The following is an 18,472-nucleotide window of genomic DNA, read 5'->3' on the forward strand; positions in this document are numbered from 1 at the left end:
ACGATCCGGCCCGCGGCGCCAGCGTAAGGCGCCGTGTAAGTCAAAACACCACTGCAAGCCTGCCCTAGCGCACCTGGCGCTGCTGAAGGAGCAGGTTCTTGTACCCGCTTGCCGACAAGGTCTTCTGCGCCTGATCGAGCTGCTCTCGATTGGCATACGGGCCTACCAATACCCGATACCAGTCCTCGTCCCGTACGGTGACGTTTTCGACCCGGACGTCCTGACCCAGCAGAATGATCTGTGCTCGGACCTTTTCCGCTTCGGGCTTCTTGCGGAACGACCCTGCTTGCAAGAAGAACTGAGTGACCGGTGCCTTGGCGACCGTCGGCGGAGGCGGCGGTATCTGACCGTTGAGCGCCGCCTCGGCGCGTGCCGTGTCTATCTTGGCCGCCTCTTCGGGGGTGACGGGCTTGGCTGGTTCTGGCTTCGGCGCTTCGGGCGGCAGGATGACTTCGGATTCTGGCAGCAGTGTATAGAAGTCATATTTTGGCTTCACGGGCTGACCGGTTGCCGGCGCGGTACGCTTTGGTTGTTCTTTGGGTTTTGGGTTGTCCTTGGTGCGTTTGATCTCGTCGCCACCGGGCTCTAAATTCATCAGAAACACGATGAAACCGCCAATCACCAAGCCGCACACCAGCCAGACCCAGCCGGGAACGGGTTTTTTAGCAGGCGCCTGATAGCGGCTTGCCCCGCGCTTAGGGGCGGGTTTCTTCCGGGCGGCCACTTACATCCGCTCCAATGTTTCCAGACCGAGCAGCTCGAGGCCCTGCTTAAGGGTCTTGCCAGTCAAGGCAGCAAGGCGAAGCCGGCTCTGTTTCCGAGATTCGTCTTCCGCGGAGAGTATTGGGCAATGCTCGTAGAAGCTGGAGAACAGCCCTGCCAAATCGTATAGGTAGGCACACAGCACATGCGGAACGCCTTTGTCGCCAACACTGTTCAGTACCTCTGAGAACTGAGCGAGCTTTGCACCGAGGCTTTGTTCCTGCTCGGCTTCCAATCGAATCTCGCCGGACAGCCCGTCCATGCCGGTGCCGAGCTTGCGGAACACGCTGGCGACGCGGGTATAGGCGTACAGCAGGTAGGGGGCAGTGTTGCCTTCGAAGCTGAGCATCTGCTCGAAGTTGAAGCTGTAATCGCTGGTGCGATGCTTGGAAAGATCGGCGTACTTGACGGCACCGATGCCCACTGCACGAGCGATCTTGCGCAGTTCTGCTTCATCCAGCTCTGGGTTTTTACTCTTTACCAAGCTGAAGGCGCGTTGTTCGGCTTCGTCGAGCAAGTCGACAAGCTTCACGGTGCCGCCGTCGCGTGTCTTGAACGGGCGGCCATCGGCGCCGTTCATGGTGCCGAAGCCCATATGCTCGAGCTGCATGGCGCTGTGGACGAAGCCAGCACGGCGCGCCACTTCGAAAGTCATCTGGAAGTGCAGGGCCTGACGCTGGTCGACAAAATAGAGCGCGCGATCCGCTTTGAGTTGCTCGCTGCGGTAGCGCATGGAGGCGAGGTCGGTGGTTGCGTACAGATAACCGCCGCCGGCCTTCTGAACGATCACCGGAAGCGGATTACCTTCGGCGTTTTTGAACTCGTCGAGAAAGACGCACTGAGCGCCATTGCTCTCGCTGAGCAGGCCCTTTGCCTTTAACGATGCGACGATGTCGCTCAGTTCAGCGTTGTAGGCGCTTTCTCCCTTGACGTCATCGGGCGTCAGTCTGACGTTCAGACGGTCATACACTATCTGACAGTGTGACAGGGATATCTCGTTGAAGCGGGTCCATAGGCGCAGACAGTCAGCGTCCCCGGCCTGCAGCTTGACTACCAGTTCACGGGCGCGTTCAGCGAACTCGGACGAGTTGTCGAAGCGCTGTTTTGCTGCACGATAGAACTCTTCAAGATCCGATAGCTCGCTTTCGGCAACGGCGGGGTTTTCCTCCAGATAGGCCAGCAGCATGCCGAACTGCGTCCCCCAGTCACCCACATGGTTCTGACGGATCACCTCGTCGCCAAGATACTCGAGTACCCGGGCTACTGCGTCGCCGATGATGGTTGAGCGCAGGTGGCCGACATGCATCTCCTTCGCCAGGTTCGGTGAGGACAGGTCAACCACGACCCGCTGTGCGGGGCCTGCTTTGCGGACGCTCAGCTGCGGGTCGGCAAGAGCGGCATCAAGGCGCTCGGCCAACGCTGCGCTGTTCTGAAAGAAATTAAGAAACCCCGGGCCGGCGATTTCCACCTTGCTGAGGCCAGAGTCTGCCGGCAACGCGTCGATGAGCTTCTGCGCCAGTTCCCGGGGTTTCATCCCGGCCGGTTTGGCGAGCATCATCGCGATGTTGCTGGCGAAATCACCGTGAGTCTTGTCGCGAGTGTTCTCCACCTGAATGGTCGGACTCAACCCTTCCGGCAGCACACCTTCAGCGGTGAGGCGAGTCAGGGCTTGCTGGATCAGGTGGCGAATGCTGTCTTTCATCGTGTGCTCGGTCGGCCCAAAGGCTTTGGTCGAAAACTGGGCATTATCAGTGCCCGCGGGGCGAACCTTCAAGGCTTAAGGCGCTAAGTTGCACGCTGCAACTGGATTCGGATCGGGTCAGAACAGATCTATCGGGTCGACATCCAGCGACCAGCGTACCGTACGGCTACCTGGCAGCGCTTCCACCTGTGGCAGCCAGCCACTCAACAGCTTGTGCAGCGGCGCACGGGCGTTGGCCTGGAGCAGCAATTGTGCGCGGAAACGCCCGGCGCGACGCTCCATCGGAGCGGGCACCGGCCCGAGCAGCTCAATACCGCTTAGGCCAAGTTGTGCTATGAGGCGTTCCGCTTGGTCGCAGGCCTGGTCGAGGAAATCTTCGGCTTGGCCAGGTTTCACCGCTTCGGCGCGTAATAGCGCAAGGTGGCTGAACGGAGGCAGGCCGGCGGCACGCCGCTCGCTCAGGGCTTGATCGGCGAACGCGAAATAGCCTTGCTCCGTGAGCTGTACAAGCAGCGGGTGGTCGGCCAGATGCGTCTGAATAATCACCTTGCCGGGTTCTTCGGCACGCCCCGCGCGGCCGGCCACCTGCACGATCAGCTGGGCCATCCGCTCGCTGGCGCGGAAATCGGCCGAGAACAGGCCGCCGTCAGCATCGAGAATGGCAACCAGAGTGACGCGCGGAAAATGATGGCCTTTGGCAAGCATTTGTGTGCCGACCAGCAGGCAGGGTTCGCCTCGGTGGATGGTAGCCAGCAGCTGTTCCATCGAGCCTTTTCGCGAAGTGCTGTCGCGGTCGATACGCAGCACCGGATAGTCGGGAAAGATAGTGCTTAGCCGCTCCTCGGCGCGCTCGGTGCCGGCGCCTACGGGGCGCAGGTCGAGCTTGCTGCATTCGGGGCAGCTGCGTGGTGGTCGCTCGGCATGGCCACAGTGATGGCAGCGCAATTCGTGATGGCGCTGATGCAGGGTCATTCGTGCGTCGCAGCGTGGGCACTGGCTGAGCCAGCCACAATCGTGACACAGCAGCGAGGGGGCGAAGCCGCGGCGGTTCAGAAAAACCAGCACTTGCTGTCCGGCGGCCAGTGTCTGTGCCATTGCCTGCTGAAGCGGGCCCGAAATCCCGGAATCCAACGGGCGGCTCTTGACATCGAGGCGCAGGAAGCGCGGTGACTGTGCGCCGCCAGCCCGCTGGGTCAGCTTAAGGAGTGCATAACGGCCACTATGCGCATTGTGTAGGCTCTCCAGCGACGGAGTCGCCGACCCGAGAAGAATCGGCAGATTTTCTTGACGCGCCCTGATCACTGCCATGTCGCGGGCGTGGTAGCGCAGACCCTCCTGCTGTTTATAGGAGGCGTCGTGCTCCTCATCGAGAATAATCAGGCCCGGGTTTTTCATTGGGGTGAACAGTGCCGAGCGCGTACCGATGATGATGTCCGCCTCGCCGTCCCGTGCAGCCAACCAAGCGTCCAGGCGTTCACGGTCGTTGACGTTGGAATGCAGCAGGGCGATGCGGGCATTGAAGCGTTTTTCGAACCGCGCCACGGTTTGTGGGCCGAGGTTGATTTCCGGGATCAGCACCAGTGCCTGTTTTCCGGATTCGAGTACCTGATGGATCAGTTGTAGATAAACCTCGGTCTTGCCGCTGCCTGTCACCCCCGCTAGCAGAAAAGTCTGGAACCCGTTCATGCCGGCCCGAATGGCTTCGAGCGCAGCCCTTTGCTCCTGGTTCAGCGGCAGTTCCGGCTGCAGCAGCCAGCTACCTTGGTGTCGCTGACGTTCATGGCTGCGGCGTGTCTCGATACGCAACAAGCCTTTCTGCAACAACAGATCCAAGCTGTCCTTGCTCAGCTGAAGCTGGCTCAGCAGCGAGTGGGCGACGCCATGGGGGTGCTGGGCGATGGTTTTTAGCGCTTCTCGCTGACGTGGCGCTCGGCTCAATCGCGGGTCTTCCGGCCTTGCGCCGTTTGCTACGTGCCAGAAGCGTTCTTGCCGCGCCTCGGCTGGTTCGCCCTGGCGCAGCAGGACCGGTAGTGCCCAGCTGAGGGTATCGCCGAGGCTGTGCTGGTAATACTGAGCTGTCCACAAACACAATCTGAACAACGCGGGTGGAAGAGGAGGGCGGGCGTCGAGCAGCTCCAGCGCTGGTTTTAGCTTCGCCTCGGGAACCTCGCTATGACTGACAACTTCTACCAGAACCCCGACGATCTCGCGCCGGCCAAACGGTACCCTGAGTCTCACGCCGGGCAGCAGCGTCTCGTAGGGAGTGCCGGCCGGTGGAAGGTAGTCGAAGAGTCTGCGCAGTGGTGAGGGCAGCGCGAGTCGAAGTATGGGCTGGGGCACGGGGGAGTCCTTGGCGACGAACGACGATCTTAAACGATCCGTGCGTTAAGCCGGGGATGCGGGCTGATCGCTTTGTCTGCTACGCCACGCCTCGCGTCTGCTGGGCGATCAGCTGCCCTTGCATCACTACCCGGCTCTGGTATTATTCGCGCCCTTCCGTGCGGTACTCGACATAGGGTCGGGTGGCGGCACAAGTCTTAGAGGATTCTTCCATGAAAGCCGATATCCATCCTAACTACGTTGAAATCGAAGCCACTTGCAGCTGCGGAAACGTCATCAAGACCCGTTCGACGCTGGCTAAGAACTTGAGCATCGATGTTTGCTCTGAGTGCCACCCGTTCTACACCGGCAAGCAGAAAGTGCTGGATACCGGCGGCCGTATCGACCGCTTCAAGCAGCGTTTCGGTGTGTTTGGCGCCAAGTAAGCGGTCCCCGCGACGGGAATCCCATGAGATTTTCCGAGCACCTGAGAAAGGCGTCCCTAGTGGGCGCCTTTTTCGTTTCTGTCCTGCTGAGTTTTCAGGCGCAGGCACTTTGCTCCGTCAGCAAACCGCTGCAGCAAGTCCCAGTAGAAACGGTGATCGATGGCGATACGCTGCGACTCTCTGACGGGCGAAGCGTCCGCCTGATCGGTTTGAACGCCCCGGAGATAGGCCGTAAAGGCCGCCAATCAGAGCCATTCGCGCAGTCAGCCAAGCGACGGCTGCACGAGTTGGTGCATGCCAATGATGGGCGCGTAGGGCTTCGCTTCGGTCCACAAGCGCGTGACCATTACGGCCGCGCTCTGGCGCATGCGTTTAATGCGCGCGGGGAAAACCTGGAAGCGCTCATGTTGGCCGAGGGGCTGGGCTTCTTTGTCGCGATTGCGCCGAATACCGCGTTTGCTGAATGTCACCTCCTGGCGGAGCATCAGGCGCGTGCCGCCGGAAGGGCCATATGGCGTGATTCGCCTGTCATCCCGGCAGAGAGGTTGCGCCGCGGTGGGTTTGCAGTGATCACTGCGCGCGTCGAGCGACTGGACAGTAACCGAGGCGGCATATGGCTGGAGCTCGGAGGCTCAACGGTTCTACAGATCCCTCGTCAGGCCATCAGTCATTTCGGAAATACACTGCGTGACCTGGCTGGCAAGGAGATCGAAGCCAGAGGGTGGGTCATCGATCGCAAGGGGCGCGTAGATCTGTCGCACCAGGCGCGCTGGCTGATCAAAGTGAGCCATCCTTCAATGCTTGTAGTGCCCGACTAAGGCGCTGTGTATTGGCCCGAATTGGGTGCCATTCCAGCCCGACCTCTACGCTGAAAGTCTTAGGGTTGGCGCTTGACAGTCAGCGTTTCCCCTCAGCTTGTGACGGCGATCGGTCTTGGCGTATGCTCGGTCCCCTGTCTGTCCCAGTAAAATAAGCGGAAATGCCTCATGACTGACCTGAAAACCGCCGCTCTCGATTATCACGCCAAGCCCCGTCCAGGGAAGCTGAGTGTCGAGCTGACCAAACCCACCTCCACTGCACGCGACCTGTCGCTGGCTTACAGCCCGGGCGTAGCGGAGCCGGTCCGTGAGATTGCGCGCGATCCGGAACTGGCCTATCGATACACTGGGAAAGGCAATCTGGTTGCAGTGATTTCCGATGGTACGGCGATTCTTGGCCTAGGCAATCTAGGACCGCTGGCGTCCAAGCCGGTGATGGAAGGCAAGGGCGTCCTGTTCAAACGATTCGCCGGCGTCGACGTGTTTGATATAGAGGTCGACGCGGAAAGCCCGCAGGCCTTCATCGATACGGTGAAGCGCATCTCTATCACCTTCGGCGGCATCAACCTGGAAGATATCAAGGCGCCGGAGTGCTTTGAAATCGAACGGGCGCTTATCGAACAATGCGACATCCCAGTGTTTCATGATGACCAGCACGGTACGGCGATCGTCACCGCGGCCGGCATGCTCAATGCGCTGGAAATTGCTGGCAAGACGTTGGAGCAGGCCAAGATCGTCTGTCTTGGTGCCGGTGCGGCCGCTACCTCCTGCATGAAGCTGCTCGTGAGCATGGGGGCGAAGATCGAGAATATCTTCATGATCGATCGCAAGGGCGTCGTTCACGCCGGTCGAGACGACCTCAATCAGTACAAAGCGATATTCGCTCACGAGACAGAGAAGCGAACGCTGGACGATGCGCTTGATGGCGCTGATGTCTTTGTTGGCCTTTCCGGCCCGAACCTGCTGACCGCTGAAGGACTTCAGCGGATGGCTGCCAACCCGGTTGTGTTTGCTTGTTCGAACCCGGATCCGGAGATTAGTCCGGAGCTGGCTCACGCAACCCGTTCCGATGTGATCATGGCAACAGGTCGCTCGGATTATCCGAACCAGGTAAATAACGTGCTTGGCTTCCCATTCATTTTCCGTGGAGCGCTGGATGTTCGCGCGTCACGCATTAATGAGGAAATGAAGATCGCTGCCGCTGTCGCGCTACGCGATCTGGCCAAGCTACCAGTCCCCGCTGAAGTTGCTGCTGCCTATGGTGTCGAGCAGCTGCAGTTCGGGCGCGAGTACATCATTCCGAAGCCGATGGACCCTCGTTTGATTACGCTCGTCTCTGATGCCGTAGCTAAGGCTGCGATCGAAAGCGGCGTAGCGACACTGCCGTACCCATCAAACTACCCGCTCAAATCGGTTGACGACGTGTTCAACGGCTAACGAGATCATTGATGGTCACGTCTTGGTATCGCTAATGGCGGTACGTCCAAAACCCCAGCCGTTGGCTGGGGTTTTTTATTGGCATTCCGTTTTTGCTTTCCGCCTTAAGGAATCGCTTCGTTTGGCATTAGCCATTATGTTGGCTCCGCTTTCTTTACTGGGGCGAGTCAAGTAGCGGGCCTTCGATTTGCGACCTTCCCGTAATTAGTCAGAACAGATCGATTGGGGCTGCCTCGGATGCTGGTAATGGGCTGTCAGGCAAGGAGGAGCCGGGCATCAGCTCGCCATTCATGTCAGGTGGCGAATCTTCGCTTCGAAAAATCTCAAAGTAAGCATCAGGCGTGCCGGGCGCGGCAGCGCGGCCGCTTCTTGGATCGATCCTCAGAGTGAGAATGCCCTCAGGCTCGGCGGGTGCATGCTCGGGTGTGCCATCCAGCACCGAACTCATGTACTTCATCCATATCGGTAGCGCAACCGTTCCGCCATACTCGCGGCGACCGAGGCTCTGGGGTTGATCGAAACCGGCCCAGACGGTCGTGACGATATCGGCGTTGTAGCCGGAAAACCAGCTGTCCTTGGACTCGTTGGTAGTGCCTGTCTTCCCTGCGAGATCCCCGCGCCCCATCGAAAGGGCTTTTCTGCCTGTCCCTCGCTTGATTACATCCTGCAGCATGCTGGTCATGATGTACGCAGTACGCTCGTCGATAATCTGCTCGGCGTAGGTGGGCGACTGTTTGTCAGGCTCAAGCTCACCGGTCAGTGTCGTGTCGCTCTGTGCAAAGGTAGTTGCTACCGGCTCGCCTTCGTCTGTTGGCGCCGTGAGAGGCGAGTCTGGTACGCGCCTCGGATTCGCCTCGAATACCACTTTGCCGTCCCGGTCCTCGATGCGCTCGATGAGATAGGGTTCTATCTTGTAGCCGCCGTTGGCAAATGCAGTCCAGCCTATGGCGATTTCCATGGGGGTAAGTGTTGCTGTGCCGAGTGCTAGCGATAGATTCGCGGGAAGGTCTTCGGTTTTGAAGCCAAATCGCTTGATGTAATCGATGGTGTATGGAAGGCCGAGGGTCTGCAGCAGGCGAATCGAGACCAGATTGCGGGACTTATAAAGTGCCTCGCGCAGGCGGATCGGCCCGAGGAACGTGTTGTTGTCGTTCTTCGGGCGCCAAACCCGATCAAGACCTTCTTCGACAAAGACGATGGGCGAGTCGTTGACCAGGGTGGCGGGGGTAAAGCCCGCGTCCAATGCGGCGCTGTAAACAAATGGCTTGAAGCTAGAGCCCGGTTGGCGTTTTGCCTGGATGGCGCGGTTGTAGTTACTTTGTCCAAACGAAAAGCCGCCGGTCAGCGCCTCAATGGATCCGTCGAGCGGGTCAAGGGATACCAGGGCGCCCTGCGCTTGCGGTATCTGGCTGAAGAGTGTTTCGTCGGAGGTTATTCGGACACGGATGACATCTCCGGGCTTGACGATGTCCGAAGGTGATTTTGGTTGTGGGCCAAGGCTGTTCGTACTAAGGAATGGGCGAGCCCACTTCATGCTCTGCCAGCTGATCCGCCGTTCGCTGCCGTCTCGCAGCAGTGCAATGATTGTGTCCGCTGCGACTTCGCTGACAACAGCGGGTAGCAGGCCGGACTGATTGCGGAAGGCACCAAGCTCCTTCAGCCAGATCGCCTTGTCAGTGCCTGCCAACTGGGCTTCCGGGCCTCGGTAGCCGTGACGCTGATCGTATTCGATCAGCCCTTCCGTTAGCGCTTGGTTGGCGGCAGTCTGACGCGCACTGGTGGTGGTCGTGTAAACCCGAAACCCTTCGGTGTAGGCATCGCTGCCGAACCGGCCGACCATTTCGGCGCGGGCCATCTCGGCTATATAGGGGGCGTCGAGTTCAGGTGATGATCCGTGATAGGAAGCGTCAACCACTTCTGCAAGTGCTTGGTGATAACGGGCTTCGTCGATCTTTCCAAGTCGGTACATTCTGCCAAGAATCCAGTCGCGCCGTTCTTTGGCGCGCTCGGGGTTGGCGAGCGGGTTGAATGCTGAAGGTGCCTTCGGTAGCCCGGCGATCATGGCCATTTGCGCCAGGCTTAGCTCCTTCATAGTCTTGCCATAATAGACGTGAGCGGCTGCCTCGATGCCATAAGCCCGGTTGCCCAGGTAGATCTTGTTGACGTACAGCTCAAGTATCTCGTTTTTGCTCAGCTCCCGTTCTATCTGCAGCGCAAGGAGGATCTCATTGATCTTGCGAGAAAAACTCCGCTCGCTGCTGAGGAAGTAATTCTTCGCCACCTGCATGGTAATAGTGCTGCCGCCGGTCTGAATCTCTCCAGTCTTCAATAATTGCGTGGCAGCGCGCATCAGGCTGGATACATCGACGCCATAATGATTAGCGAAATTGTCGTCTTCGGCCGCCAATAGGGCTTCGATGAAGTCGCTGGGTATTTCATCGAAGCCCACGGGAGAGCGGCGCATTTCGCCGTATTCAGCGATCAGCTTGTGATCATCGCTATACACACGCAGTGGTATCTGCAGCTGTATGCTGCGGAGCGAGTCGACTGATGGCAGGTTGGGGCTGAGATAAAGAAATGCGCCACTGAGACTGAGCGAAAGTCCGCAGAAAATAGCCAGGCACGACCAGAGGAAAAACTTCAGAAAACGCATCAGGGTTCGTTGAATCCAGGGTGGGGAATGAGGTGTAAGCCGCAGACGATGCTGAAAGGAAAAACCGTTCACATTATAAGCGGTTTTTTTGCTAGGGAGCCATTTGCGCTTCTGTCAAGGCTGTTATCTAATGCGGACATACATAATTAATCCGTAAGTAGCGGATAAAGATAGGAAATCGGCCGTGCTAGGGCTCTTCACTAAGAAAGCGAACACGCTGCTTGGGATCGACATCAGTTCGACGTCCGTCAAGCTACTGGAATTAAGCCGCTCAGGCTCCCGCTACCGGGTTGAGTCCTATGCGGTCGAGCCGCTTCCGCCAAATGCTGTGGTGGAGAAAAATATCGCCGAGCTGGAGGGGGTGGGGCAGGCGTTGTCCCGGTTGCTGGCCAAAGCGAAAACCGGGGTGAAGTCGGCCGCTGTAGCGGTTTCCGGTTCAGCGGTCATTACCAAAAGCATCGAGATGGAATCGGGTCTGACCGACGATGAGCTGGAGAATCAGCTCAAGATCGAAGCGGATCAGTACATTCCCTATCCATTGGAAGAAGTCGCTATCGACTTCGAGGTGCAGGGTGCCGCAGCTCGCTCCCCAGGCCGAGTCGAAGTCCTGTTGGCTGCGTGCCGCAAGGAGAATGTTGAGATCCGCGAGGCAGCGCTCGCCTTGGCGGGGTTGACGGCTAAGGTAGTCGATGTTGAAGCCTACGCCTTAGAACGCTCCTATGGTCTGCTAACTCCCCAGTTAGGGGCGGGGCATGAAGAGTTGACTGTGGCGCTGGTGGATATAGGTGCGACCATGACGACTCTGAGCGTGCTGCATAACGGTAGAACAATCTATACGCGAGAGCAGTTGTTCGGTGGCCGCCAGCTGACAGAAGAAATCCAGCGCCGCTACGGTCTGTCGATGGAAGAGGCTGGACTGGCTAAAAAGCAGGGCGGGCTTCCAGATGACTACGACAGCGAAGTGTTGCAGCCGTTCAAAGAAGCCGTCGTTCAACAAGTTTCTCGCTCGCTGCAGTTCTTTTTTGCCGCCGGCCAATTTCATGACGTGGATTACATTCTTCTCGCCGGCGGCACGGCTTCGATTCAAGGACTGGATCGTTTGATTCAGCAGAAAATCGGAACCCAGACTCTAGTTGCCAACCCCTTCGCCGATATGGCCTTGAGTAACAAGGTCAACGCGGGTGCGCTTGCCAGCGATGCGCCGTCTCTGATGATTGCCTGTGGGTTGGCCTTAAGGAGTTTTGACTGATGGCCCGGATCAACCTTTTACCCTGGCGCGAGCAGCTCCGCGAAGAGCGTAAGCAACGCTTCCTTGTGTCGCTTGCGGGCGTCGCTGTCGTTGCGGTGGGTCTGCTGTTTCTTGCTGATCAGTATTTTACCCACGCCATTGAACGGCAAAACGCACGAAACGAGTTTGTTCGTAAAGAGATTGCGGTGCTGGATGCCCGCATTGCCGAAATCAAGGAATTGCGCGAGCGTCGGCAGCAATTGCTTGAAAGAATGAAGATCATCCAGGACCTGCAGGGCAATCGGCCAATCATCGGTCGGGTATTTGATCAATTGGTGCGAACGCTTCCCGACGGCGTCTATTTCACCGGGTTGAAAATGACAGGCAAGAACATCGCCATCGTCGGTGGCGCCGAATCAAACAACCGGGTCTCTAATTTGATGCGTAACTTGGACGGGTCGGAGTGGTTGGATGCGCCCAACCTGAACGAAGTGAAGGCTGTTACAGCCGGTGCGGTCGATCAGGAAAACGTATTCCAACTAACGGTACAGCAAACCCAGCCTGGCGCAGCGGTTGAAGGAGGTAAGCCATGAGTCTGGCAAGCTCTATGCAGGGCCTGCGCAGCGTCGATCTGTCCGAGCTGGACATGAACAACCTAGGCTCATGGCCCTCTGCGGTAAAGGTGATTGCGGCCGCTTTGCTGATGGCTCTGTTGCTCGGCGGCGGCTATTACTTTTATCTAAGTGATTTACAAGCCAGCCTGGATCAGGAAAAGGCTCAGGAAGAGACGCTGAAACAGCAGTTCTCCACGAAGGCGTTTCAGGCTGCAAACCTCGAAGCCTACAAGACGCAGATGGCTGAGATGGAGGAATCGTTCGGCGCCCTATTGCGACAGCTGCCAAGCGATACCGAGGTGCCTGGCTTGCTTGAGGATATTACCCGTACCGGGCTTGGAAGCGGACTTGAGTTCGAGGAAATCAAGCTGCAGCCGGAAGTAACTCAGCAGTTCTACATTGAATTGCCCATACAGATCAAAGTGGTCGGTGCTTACCACGATCTCGCGACGTTTGTTAGCGGCGTCTCAAGCCTGCCGAGAATCGTCACGCTGCATGATTTCGAGATTAAGCCTCAGAGCAAGGATTCTGCGTCCAAGCTGCATATGAATATCCTGGCGAAAACCTACCGTTACAACGACAAGGGGCTGCAGAAATGAATGGAGCCCGACTTGTCGCGATGGGCTTGAGCCTCGTATTTCTAGCTGGGTGTGGCGTTAGCGGTGATTTTGACGATCTGCGCGCATACATGAGCGATGTGCGAGCTAAGCCCAAAGGAACGATTGAGCCGTTGCCGGCGTTCCTGCCGTATGAAGCGTTCACTTATAGTGCTGCGTCGCTGCGTCATCCATTTCAGCCTCCAATGAAGATTGATCTGGCCCAGCGGCAGAAAGGTTCAAAGGATATTCGGCCCGACGAAACACGCATCAAGCAATTCCTTGAGGAATTCAATATCGAGAATTTCGTCATGGTCGGTACGTTGGCCAATGGCGCGGGCAATTACGCCTTGATTAAAGGTGGTGACGGGGTTCACCGAGTCAAGGTCGGTGACTATCTGGGGCGCAACCACGGTCGTATCGTTGAGATCAGCGAAGCCGAGGTGGATGTGCTTGAAATCGTTCCGGACGGAGAGGGTGGGTGGCTTGAGCGCCCGCGTAGCCTGACCTTGAAAGAGCGCTCTTGAGTCATGGCAAAAATGGAAAACCTTTACCGGTCTGCACAACGGAAGCCTTTTATGAATACCTCTCTATCACGCCTTGGTTTGTCATTGCTGGCAGTACTTATTTCGCCCGCGCTATTGGCTGCAAATCTGAATTCACTCGACGTGGCGTCGCTACCTGGCGACCGCGTTGAGCTAAAGTTGGCTTTCGATGAGCCGGTGCCGACGCCGCGCGGCTACACACTTGACCAGCCAGCGCGCATCGCGCTGGATTTGCCGGGTGTTTCCAGCAATCTTGCATCCAAGAACCGCGAGCTGGGTGTCGGCAATGCCCGTAGCGTGACGGTCGTTGAGGCGCAAGGCAGAACTCGCCTCATCGTAAACCTGACGGCGCTCGTTCCATACTCGACCCGTGTGGACGGAAACAATCTATTCGTCGTGCTAGGCGAGAGCGGTGCTTCACCGGCCGCTGTATCCGCCGCTCCGCTTGCGCCGGTGGCCAAGACTGCTCCAGTCGCCGCGATGGCAGCGAGCAAGTCGATCACCAATATCGATTTCCGTCGCGGAGAGGGTGGTGCGGGCGACGTGGTTATCACGCTATCGGACCCGACGATCAGTCCCAGCATCGAGGAGCAGGGCGGCAAGATTCGTGTCTCTTTCGCCAAGACACAACTGCCAGAGTCGCTACGCGTCCGGTTGGACGTGCAGGATTTCGCCACACCGGTCAAGTTCGTCGACTCAAGCAGTAAGGCTGAAGGGGCGAGTATTGCTATCGAGCCGACGGGACGATACGACTATCTCGCCTACCAGACCGATGACAAGCTAACAATCAGCGTTAAGCCGCTTAGCGAAGCGGATGCCGAAAAGCGAAAGGCTGAACACTTCACTTATTCTGGAGAGAAGCTGTCGCTGAACTTTCAGGATATCGATGTGCGGTCTGTGCTGCAGCTGATTGCAGACTTTACTGACCTTAACTTGGTGGCGAGCGATACCGTACAGGGCAATATTACATTGCGTCTGCAGAATGTACCTTGGGACCAGGCGTTAGAACTCGTATTGAAGACCAAGGGTCTCGATAAGCGGCAGGTTGGCAATGTGTTGTTGGTCGCGCCGGCAGATGAGATCGCCGCCCGGGAGCGTCAGGAACTGGAGTCGCAGCGGCAGATTGCTGAGTTGGCGCCCCTGCGTCGCGAGGTCGTGCAGGTTAACTATGCGAAAGCTTCCGATATTGCTCGGCTGTTCCAGTCCGTTACGGACCAGGGCGGTGCGAGTGAGGATCGTGGGTCTATCGCTGTAGATGACCGCACGAATAATATCATCGCGTATCAGACTCAAGAGCGTCTCGACGAGCTGCGACGGATCGTTGCTCAGCTGGACATTCCGGTGCGCCAAGTGATGATCGAGGCTCGCATCGTTGAGGCGAATGTTGATTACGATAAAAGCCTGGGTGTCAAGTGGGGCGGCAACCTGAACCTGAATGACAATTGGAGCGCCTACGGAAGGGGGGCGGAGGGCTTAACATTAGAAGAGGGTGGGGAAGGTGAGCCGGATATCATTAATCGTCCGTTTAATCTACCGTTTGTAGATATGGGGGCGATTGGTGCGAACTCCGGTATTGGTCTGGGCTTTGTGACAAACAACGCTATTCTAGACCTGCAACTTTCAGCGATGGAAAAGACCGGTAATGGTGAGGTCGTTTCGCAGCCTAAGGTTGTAACGGCTGATAAAGAGACGGCGAAGATTTTGAAAGGGTCCGAGGTTCCTTATCAGGAAGCGAGTTCCAGCGGTGCAACCAGCACTTCGTTCAAAGAGGCGGCCCTGTCGCTTGAGGTTACTCCGCAGATTACGCCAGACAACCGGATTATCATGGAGGTGAAGGTCACCAAAGATGAGCCAGATTTCTCGCAGGCGGCTAGTACTGGCGGTATCCCCGCCATCCGCAAGAACGAAGTCAATGCGAAGGTATTGGTTACCGATGGTGAGACGATCGTGATCGGCGGCGTGTTCTCCAATACGCAGAGCAAGTCCGTCGACAAGGTTCCGTTCCTAGGCGATCTGCCGTTCGTGGGTCGGGTGTTCCGTCGCGACTTGGTGCAGGATCGAAAGTCTGAACTGCTGGTGTTCATCACTCCACGGATCATGAATAATCAGGCGATCCAAGCCAGTCGTTAATTAGTTGATGTTCAATATCATCCTCGTGGGTCCGATGGGCGCTGGAAAAAGCACCATCGGACGCCTGCTCGCCAAGGAGCTACGTCTCCCCTTTCGGGATTCCGACAAGGAGATCGAGCAGCGCACGGGTGCCAGCATACCGCTGATATTTGACGTTGAAGGAGAGCTGGGTTTCCGCGAGCGGGAGCACGCGGCCATCAAAGATATTTGCCAGATGCGAGGCGTGGTACTCGCAACTGGAGGTGGTGCGGTACTTCGACAGGATAATCGTCAGCTTTTGCGCGCGAGCGGTCGGGTGATCTATTTACGCACATCGGTCGAACAGCAACTCGACCGCACCTCTCGTGATCGCAATCGACCGCTGCTGCAGACAGCCAACCCTCGTGAGATTCTGACAAGTTTGATGGCGGTGCGGGATCCTCTCTATCGCGAAGTCGCGGATATCATCATCCTCACAGACGAGCGCCCTCCGCGCTTGGTAGTGGTCGAAATTCTCGGTCAGCTACAGGCGCTGGCTCCTCGTGAAAGCCTGGGGCGATCTGCGCTATCCTAGCTCCCTTTATTCGTGGGGGCCTTATGCAGACTCTTCAGGTCGATCTCGGTGAGCGTAGCTATCCGATCTTCATTGGCGAGCAGCTCATCGATCGCGGCGAGCTGTTGTCCCGTCACATTCGCGGCAAGCAGGTTGCGGTCGTCACTAACGACACCGTTGCGCCGCTCTATATCGAACGCCTTTTGCACAGCCTTGCCGGCTTCTCAATCACTCCTGTTGTGCTTCCAGATGGAGAAGGATTCAAGAACTGGCAGACTCTGCAGTCAATCTTCGATGCGTTATTGACGTCCAGGCTCGACCGTAGCGCCACGATCATTGCGCTGGGAGGCGGTGTTATCGGCGACATGGCTGGTTTCGCAGCCGCCTGCTATCAGCGCGGTGTCGATTTCATCCAGATCCCGACCACTCTTTTATCCCAGGTGGATTCGTCTGTCGGTGGTAAGACAGGCATCAACCATCCGCTCGGTAAGAACATGATCGGTGCGTTCTATCAGCCGCAAGCTGTTCTCATTGATACCACGACGCTGGCTACGCTTCCGGCGCGTGAGCTGTCAGCCGGCCTGGCGGAAGTTATCAAGTACGGTTTGATCTGCGATGGGCCGTTTTTGGGATGGTTGGAGAGCAATATTGGCAAGCTGCGAGCCCTGGATCAGGCTGCACTTACTGAAGCCATAAGTCGCTCCTGCGCCGCCAAGGCGAGAGTCGTAGGGGCGGATGAGCGAGAGGCAGGTATTCGCGCCACGCTCAATCTTGGTCATACATTCGGACACGCGATCGAAACCCATCAAGGCTACGGCGCCTGGTTGCATGGTGAAGCCGTATCCGCGGGGACAGTCATGGCGCTGGAAATGTCGTGCCAGCTGGGCTGGCTTTCCGTCGAAGATCGAAACCGTGCAGTGCGCTTGCTGTCACGTGCCGGGTTACCCGTAGTGCCCCCGGCGAACATGTGCGCGGAAGATTTTCTCCAGCATATGGCAGTCGACAAAAAGGTCTTGAATGGGCGGTTACGCTTGGTGTTACTCAAACGGCTGGGTGAGGCTGTGGTCACAGATGACTTCCCATCTGAAGTGTTGGAAGCCACATTGAACGTCAACTACGAAGCGCTAACGCAAGAGTTGAGAACCTAAGAGATTTCCATGACCAGTTTGTCTGCCGACGATTCGTACCTGAACCATTACGGGTTCAGTCATGACCCTTTCGCTGCTCGGGTGCCCGGTTTCAAATTCTTCCCAGCTCAACGCAAGCCTGTTTTAGGACAGCTGCATCACCTTGCCCGCTACAGTCAGTTGTTGCTGGTCGTAACCGGTCCCGAGGGGAGCGGTAAGACGCTCGTACGCCAAGCGCTTGTTGCGAGTAGCAACAAACAGTCCGTTCAGAGCGTGATCATTTCCCCGCAGGAAACCATCGATTCCAGCGCCGTGCAGCAGCAGATCGCTCAGGCGCTCGGCAGCCAGCGCGCGGATTTCGATTCGATCATGGCGCAAATCATTCAGCTGGCATTGACCGGACAAGAGGTTTACTTGTTGGTCGATGATGCTGAGCGGCTTACCGGTGCTGCGGTTGAGACCCTATTGCGATTGGCGCAAGGTAGCCCCGAGGGGAGGCCGCATGTCTTCCTGTTTGGTGAGCAATCATTGGTGTCGCGCCTGGAGGCACTGGTCGAGGGTGAGGAGCGGTTCCATGAGATCGCCTTGCAGCCCTACGAAGAGGACGAGACCCGAGAGTACCTGTCGCTGCGTCTCGACGGGGCCGGGACAGGGCTGGATTGCCTTACCGAAGAACAGATCGTTCGAATCCACGAAAGCTCGGGCGGCTGGCCCGGGGCGATAAATCATGCGGCGCGTGAAGAACTGCTCGAGGCGATGTCGCATTCCAAAGGGCGGCGAAAGTCGCCTGGATGGCGCTTGCCACTGCCGATGAAACACCTGGCGGCGTTGGTCGCGGTGGTGTTCGCCATCGCCATCGCGTTATTCATGAGGGATTCCGGCGACGAGGCATCGCCGCCCGTGGCCACCAGCTTGCCGCTCGAAATGGATGGCTCGCCCGACTCCAGGGGTGAAGCGCGGCCGTCCGGGGAGCTTGACAGCGTTGAGTCCGCTAGCGCGGACGTCGCTGAGTCTCCGCCCGATCAGCCAGTCATTCGTGAGCCGCTTGCTGCTGCCGGAAGTGGAGAGTCGGACGATCTCTCGGCTCAGCCGGTGGAGTCTCCAGTCCGACCGACGGGTGACCGTCCTGCAGAGGTTGCTGTGCCTACGGCAGTACAACCGCCTGTCGCTGAGCCTGAGCCAGTCGCGGACCTCCCGCAGAAGGAGCCGGTGCGGCAGGTTGCCGCGCAGGCCGCTCCCGGTGCGGCTGCGGCTGGCTGGTACGCCAGTCAGCCGAAAACCAACTACCTGGTTCAGGTGTTAGGTACCCGAACGCAGGGTAATGCCGAAGCATTGATAAAACAGCATGGCGAACATTACCGCTACTTCGCTAAGCGCCACGAGGGCAAGCCGCTGTATGTCGTGACCTACGGCAGTTTTGCCAGTCGCAACGCGGCATTGGAAGCCATCCAGAAATTGCCGGCTTCGCTGCGGGCCGGACAACCTTGGCCTCGTACGTTTGCAAGCGTGCAACAAGAGATTGTCCAGGTGCGCTAATAATTGCCCTAAAAAGGTGCGATATGC

15 protein-coding genes are annotated in these 18,472 nt (G+C 57.8%); 11 read left to right on the forward strand and 4 right to left on the reverse strand.

What is annotated here, in order from left to right; genetic code table 11:
* Nucleotides 1-64 precede the first annotated feature (64 nt).
* The 3 genes from K4O48_RS02300 to K4O48_RS02310 all read right to left on the reverse strand — a co-directional run bounded on the left by K4O48_RS02300 (nucleotide 65) and on the right by K4O48_RS02310 (nucleotide 4,804).
* Entirely contained in the window at nucleotides 65-724 is a 660-nt protein-coding gene (locus tag K4O48_RS02300) for an SPOR domain-containing protein (protein WP_222910576.1), read from the reverse strand.
* Nucleotides 725-2,464, reverse strand: coding sequence for an arginine--tRNA ligase (gene argS / locus K4O48_RS02305; protein WP_222910577.1), 1,740 nt, complete (start codon nucleotides 2,462-2,464; stop codon nucleotides 725-727).
* Between the two features lie 117 nt (nucleotides 2,465-2,581).
* Entirely contained in the window at nucleotides 2,582-4,804 is a 2,223-nt protein-coding gene (locus tag K4O48_RS02310; protein WP_222910578.1) for a primosomal protein N', read from the reverse strand.
* Nucleotides 4,805-5,016: 212 nt separating this feature from the next.
* Here K4O48_RS02310 and rpmE point away from each other — a divergent pair, with 212 nt between their 5' ends.
* The 3 genes from rpmE (at nucleotide 5,017) to K4O48_RS02325 (ending at nucleotide 7,484) form a co-directional block, all read left to right on the forward strand.
* Nucleotides 5,017-5,229 carry a 50S ribosomal protein L31 gene (gene rpmE / locus K4O48_RS02315; RefSeq protein ID WP_003283472.1) on the forward strand — a complete coding sequence of 71 codons (213 nt, stop codon included), beginning with the start codon at nucleotides 5,017-5,019 and terminating at the stop codon, nucleotides 5,227-5,229.
* A gap of 23 nt (nucleotides 5,230-5,252) precedes the next feature.
* Nucleotides 5,253-6,047 carry a thermonuclease family protein gene (locus K4O48_RS02320; protein ID WP_222910579.1) on the forward strand — a complete coding sequence of 265 codons (795 nt, stop codon included), beginning with the start codon at nucleotides 5,253-5,255 and terminating at the stop codon, nucleotides 6,045-6,047.
* A 168-nt stretch (nucleotides 6,048-6,215) separates the two neighbouring features.
* The gene (locus K4O48_RS02325; RefSeq protein ID WP_222910580.1) at nucleotides 6,216-7,484 is read left to right on the forward strand and encodes a malic enzyme-like NAD(P)-binding protein; all 1,269 of its coding nucleotides are present in this window, start codon (nucleotides 6,216-6,218) and stop codon (nucleotides 7,482-7,484) included.
* 208 nt (nucleotides 7,485-7,692) lie between these two features.
* Here K4O48_RS02325 and K4O48_RS02330 read toward each other — a convergent pair whose 3' ends face one another.
* A complete protein-coding gene (locus K4O48_RS02330) occupies nucleotides 7,693-10,137 on the reverse strand; it encodes a penicillin-binding protein 1A (protein WP_222910581.1) in 2,445 nt (814 codons plus the stop codon).
* A 184-nt stretch (nucleotides 10,138-10,321) separates the two neighbouring features.
* Here K4O48_RS02330 and K4O48_RS02335 point away from each other — a divergent pair, with 184 nt between their 5' ends.
* The 8 genes from K4O48_RS02335 to K4O48_RS02370 are packed head-to-tail and all read left to right on the forward strand — an operon-like array spanning nucleotide 10,322 to nucleotide 18,445.
* A complete protein-coding gene (locus tag K4O48_RS02335) occupies nucleotides 10,322-11,386 on the forward strand; it encodes a pilus assembly protein PilM (RefSeq protein WP_222910582.1) in 1,065 nt (354 codons plus the stop codon).
* Complete coding sequence (gene pilN, locus K4O48_RS02340; RefSeq protein WP_222910583.1) at nucleotides 11,386-11,958, forward strand: type 4a pilus biogenesis protein PilN; 573 nt, start codon at nucleotides 11,386-11,388, stop codon at nucleotides 11,956-11,958. Before K4O48_RS02335 ends, pilN begins: the two co-directional genes overlap by 1 nt.
* A complete protein-coding gene (gene pilO / locus K4O48_RS02345) occupies nucleotides 11,955-12,578 on the forward strand; it encodes a type 4a pilus biogenesis protein PilO (RefSeq protein WP_222910584.1) in 624 nt (207 codons plus the stop codon). Before pilN ends, pilO begins: the two co-directional genes overlap by 4 nt.
* Nucleotides 12,575-13,102 carry a type 4a pilus biogenesis lipoprotein PilP gene (gene pilP / locus K4O48_RS02350; protein ID WP_222910585.1) on the forward strand — a complete coding sequence of 176 codons (528 nt, stop codon included), beginning with the start codon at nucleotides 12,575-12,577 and terminating at the stop codon, nucleotides 13,100-13,102. Before pilO ends, pilP begins: the two co-directional genes overlap by 4 nt.
* A 51-nt stretch (nucleotides 13,103-13,153) precedes the next feature.
* Nucleotides 13,154-15,250, forward strand: a complete 2,097-nt coding sequence (gene pilQ / locus K4O48_RS02355; RefSeq protein WP_222910586.1) for a type IV pilus secretin PilQ — start codon at nucleotides 13,154-13,156, stop codon at nucleotides 15,248-15,250.
* A 7-nt stretch (nucleotides 15,251-15,257) separates the two neighbouring features.
* Nucleotides 15,258-15,803, forward strand: a complete 546-nt coding sequence (gene aroK / locus K4O48_RS02360) for a shikimate kinase AroK (RefSeq protein ID WP_222910587.1) — start codon at nucleotides 15,258-15,260, stop codon at nucleotides 15,801-15,803.
* Between the two features lie 23 nt (nucleotides 15,804-15,826).
* Nucleotides 15,827-16,930 (forward strand): 3-dehydroquinate synthase, encoded by a 1,104-nt coding sequence (gene aroB / locus K4O48_RS02365; protein WP_222910588.1) that lies wholly within the window; start codon nucleotides 15,827-15,829, stop codon nucleotides 16,928-16,930.
* Between the two features lie 9 nt (nucleotides 16,931-16,939).
* Entirely contained in the window at nucleotides 16,940-18,445 is a 1,506-nt protein-coding gene (locus tag K4O48_RS02370) for an SPOR domain-containing protein (protein WP_222910589.1), read from the forward strand.
* The last annotated feature ends 27 nt before the right edge of the window (nucleotides 18,446-18,472 follow it).

The sequence above is a fragment of the Pseudomonas sp. DNDY-54 genome, assembly GCF_019880365.1.
GTDB classification, from domain to species: domain Bacteria; phylum Pseudomonadota; class Gammaproteobacteria; order Pseudomonadales; family Pseudomonadaceae; genus Stutzerimonas; species Stutzerimonas stutzeri_P.

Excerpts from the sequence above, each read along its gene's own strand:
- rpmE (WP_003283472.1), top strand. The coding sequence starts at position 5,017 with ATGAAAGCCGATATCCATCCTAACTACGTTGAAATCGAAGCCACTTGC.
- aroB (WP_222910588.1), top strand. The coding sequence starts at position 15,827 with ATGCAGACTCTTCAGGTCGATCTCGGTGAGCGTAGCTATCCGATCTTC.
- pilO (WP_222910584.1), top strand. The coding sequence starts at position 11,955 with ATGAGTCTGGCAAGCTCTATGCAGGGCCTGCGCAGCGTCGATCTGTCC.
- aroK (WP_222910587.1), top strand. The coding sequence starts at position 15,258 with ATGTTCAATATCATCCTCGTGGGTCCGATGGGCGCTGGAAAAAGCACC.
- pilQ (WP_222910586.1), top strand. The coding sequence starts at position 13,154 with ATGAATACCTCTCTATCACGCCTTGGTTTGTCATTGCTGGCAGTACTT.
- argS (WP_222910577.1), bottom strand. The coding sequence starts at position 2,464 with ATGAAAGACAGCATTCGCCACCTGATCCAGCAAGCCCTGACTCGCCTC.
- K4O48_RS02330 (WP_222910581.1), bottom strand. The coding sequence starts at position 10,137 with ATGCGTTTTCTGAAGTTTTTCCTCTGGTCGTGCCTGGCTATTTTCTGC.
- K4O48_RS02320 (WP_222910579.1), top strand. The coding sequence starts at position 5,253 with ATGAGATTTTCCGAGCACCTGAGAAAGGCGTCCCTAGTGGGCGCCTTT.
- K4O48_RS02325 (WP_222910580.1), top strand. The coding sequence starts at position 6,216 with ATGACTGACCTGAAAACCGCCGCTCTCGATTATCACGCCAAGCCCCGT.
- pilN (WP_222910583.1), top strand. The coding sequence starts at position 11,386 with ATGGCCCGGATCAACCTTTTACCCTGGCGCGAGCAGCTCCGCGAAGAG.
- K4O48_RS02370 (WP_222910589.1), top strand. The coding sequence starts at position 16,940 with ATGACCAGTTTGTCTGCCGACGATTCGTACCTGAACCATTACGGGTTC.
- pilP (WP_222910585.1), top strand. The coding sequence starts at position 12,575 with ATGAATGGAGCCCGACTTGTCGCGATGGGCTTGAGCCTCGTATTTCTA.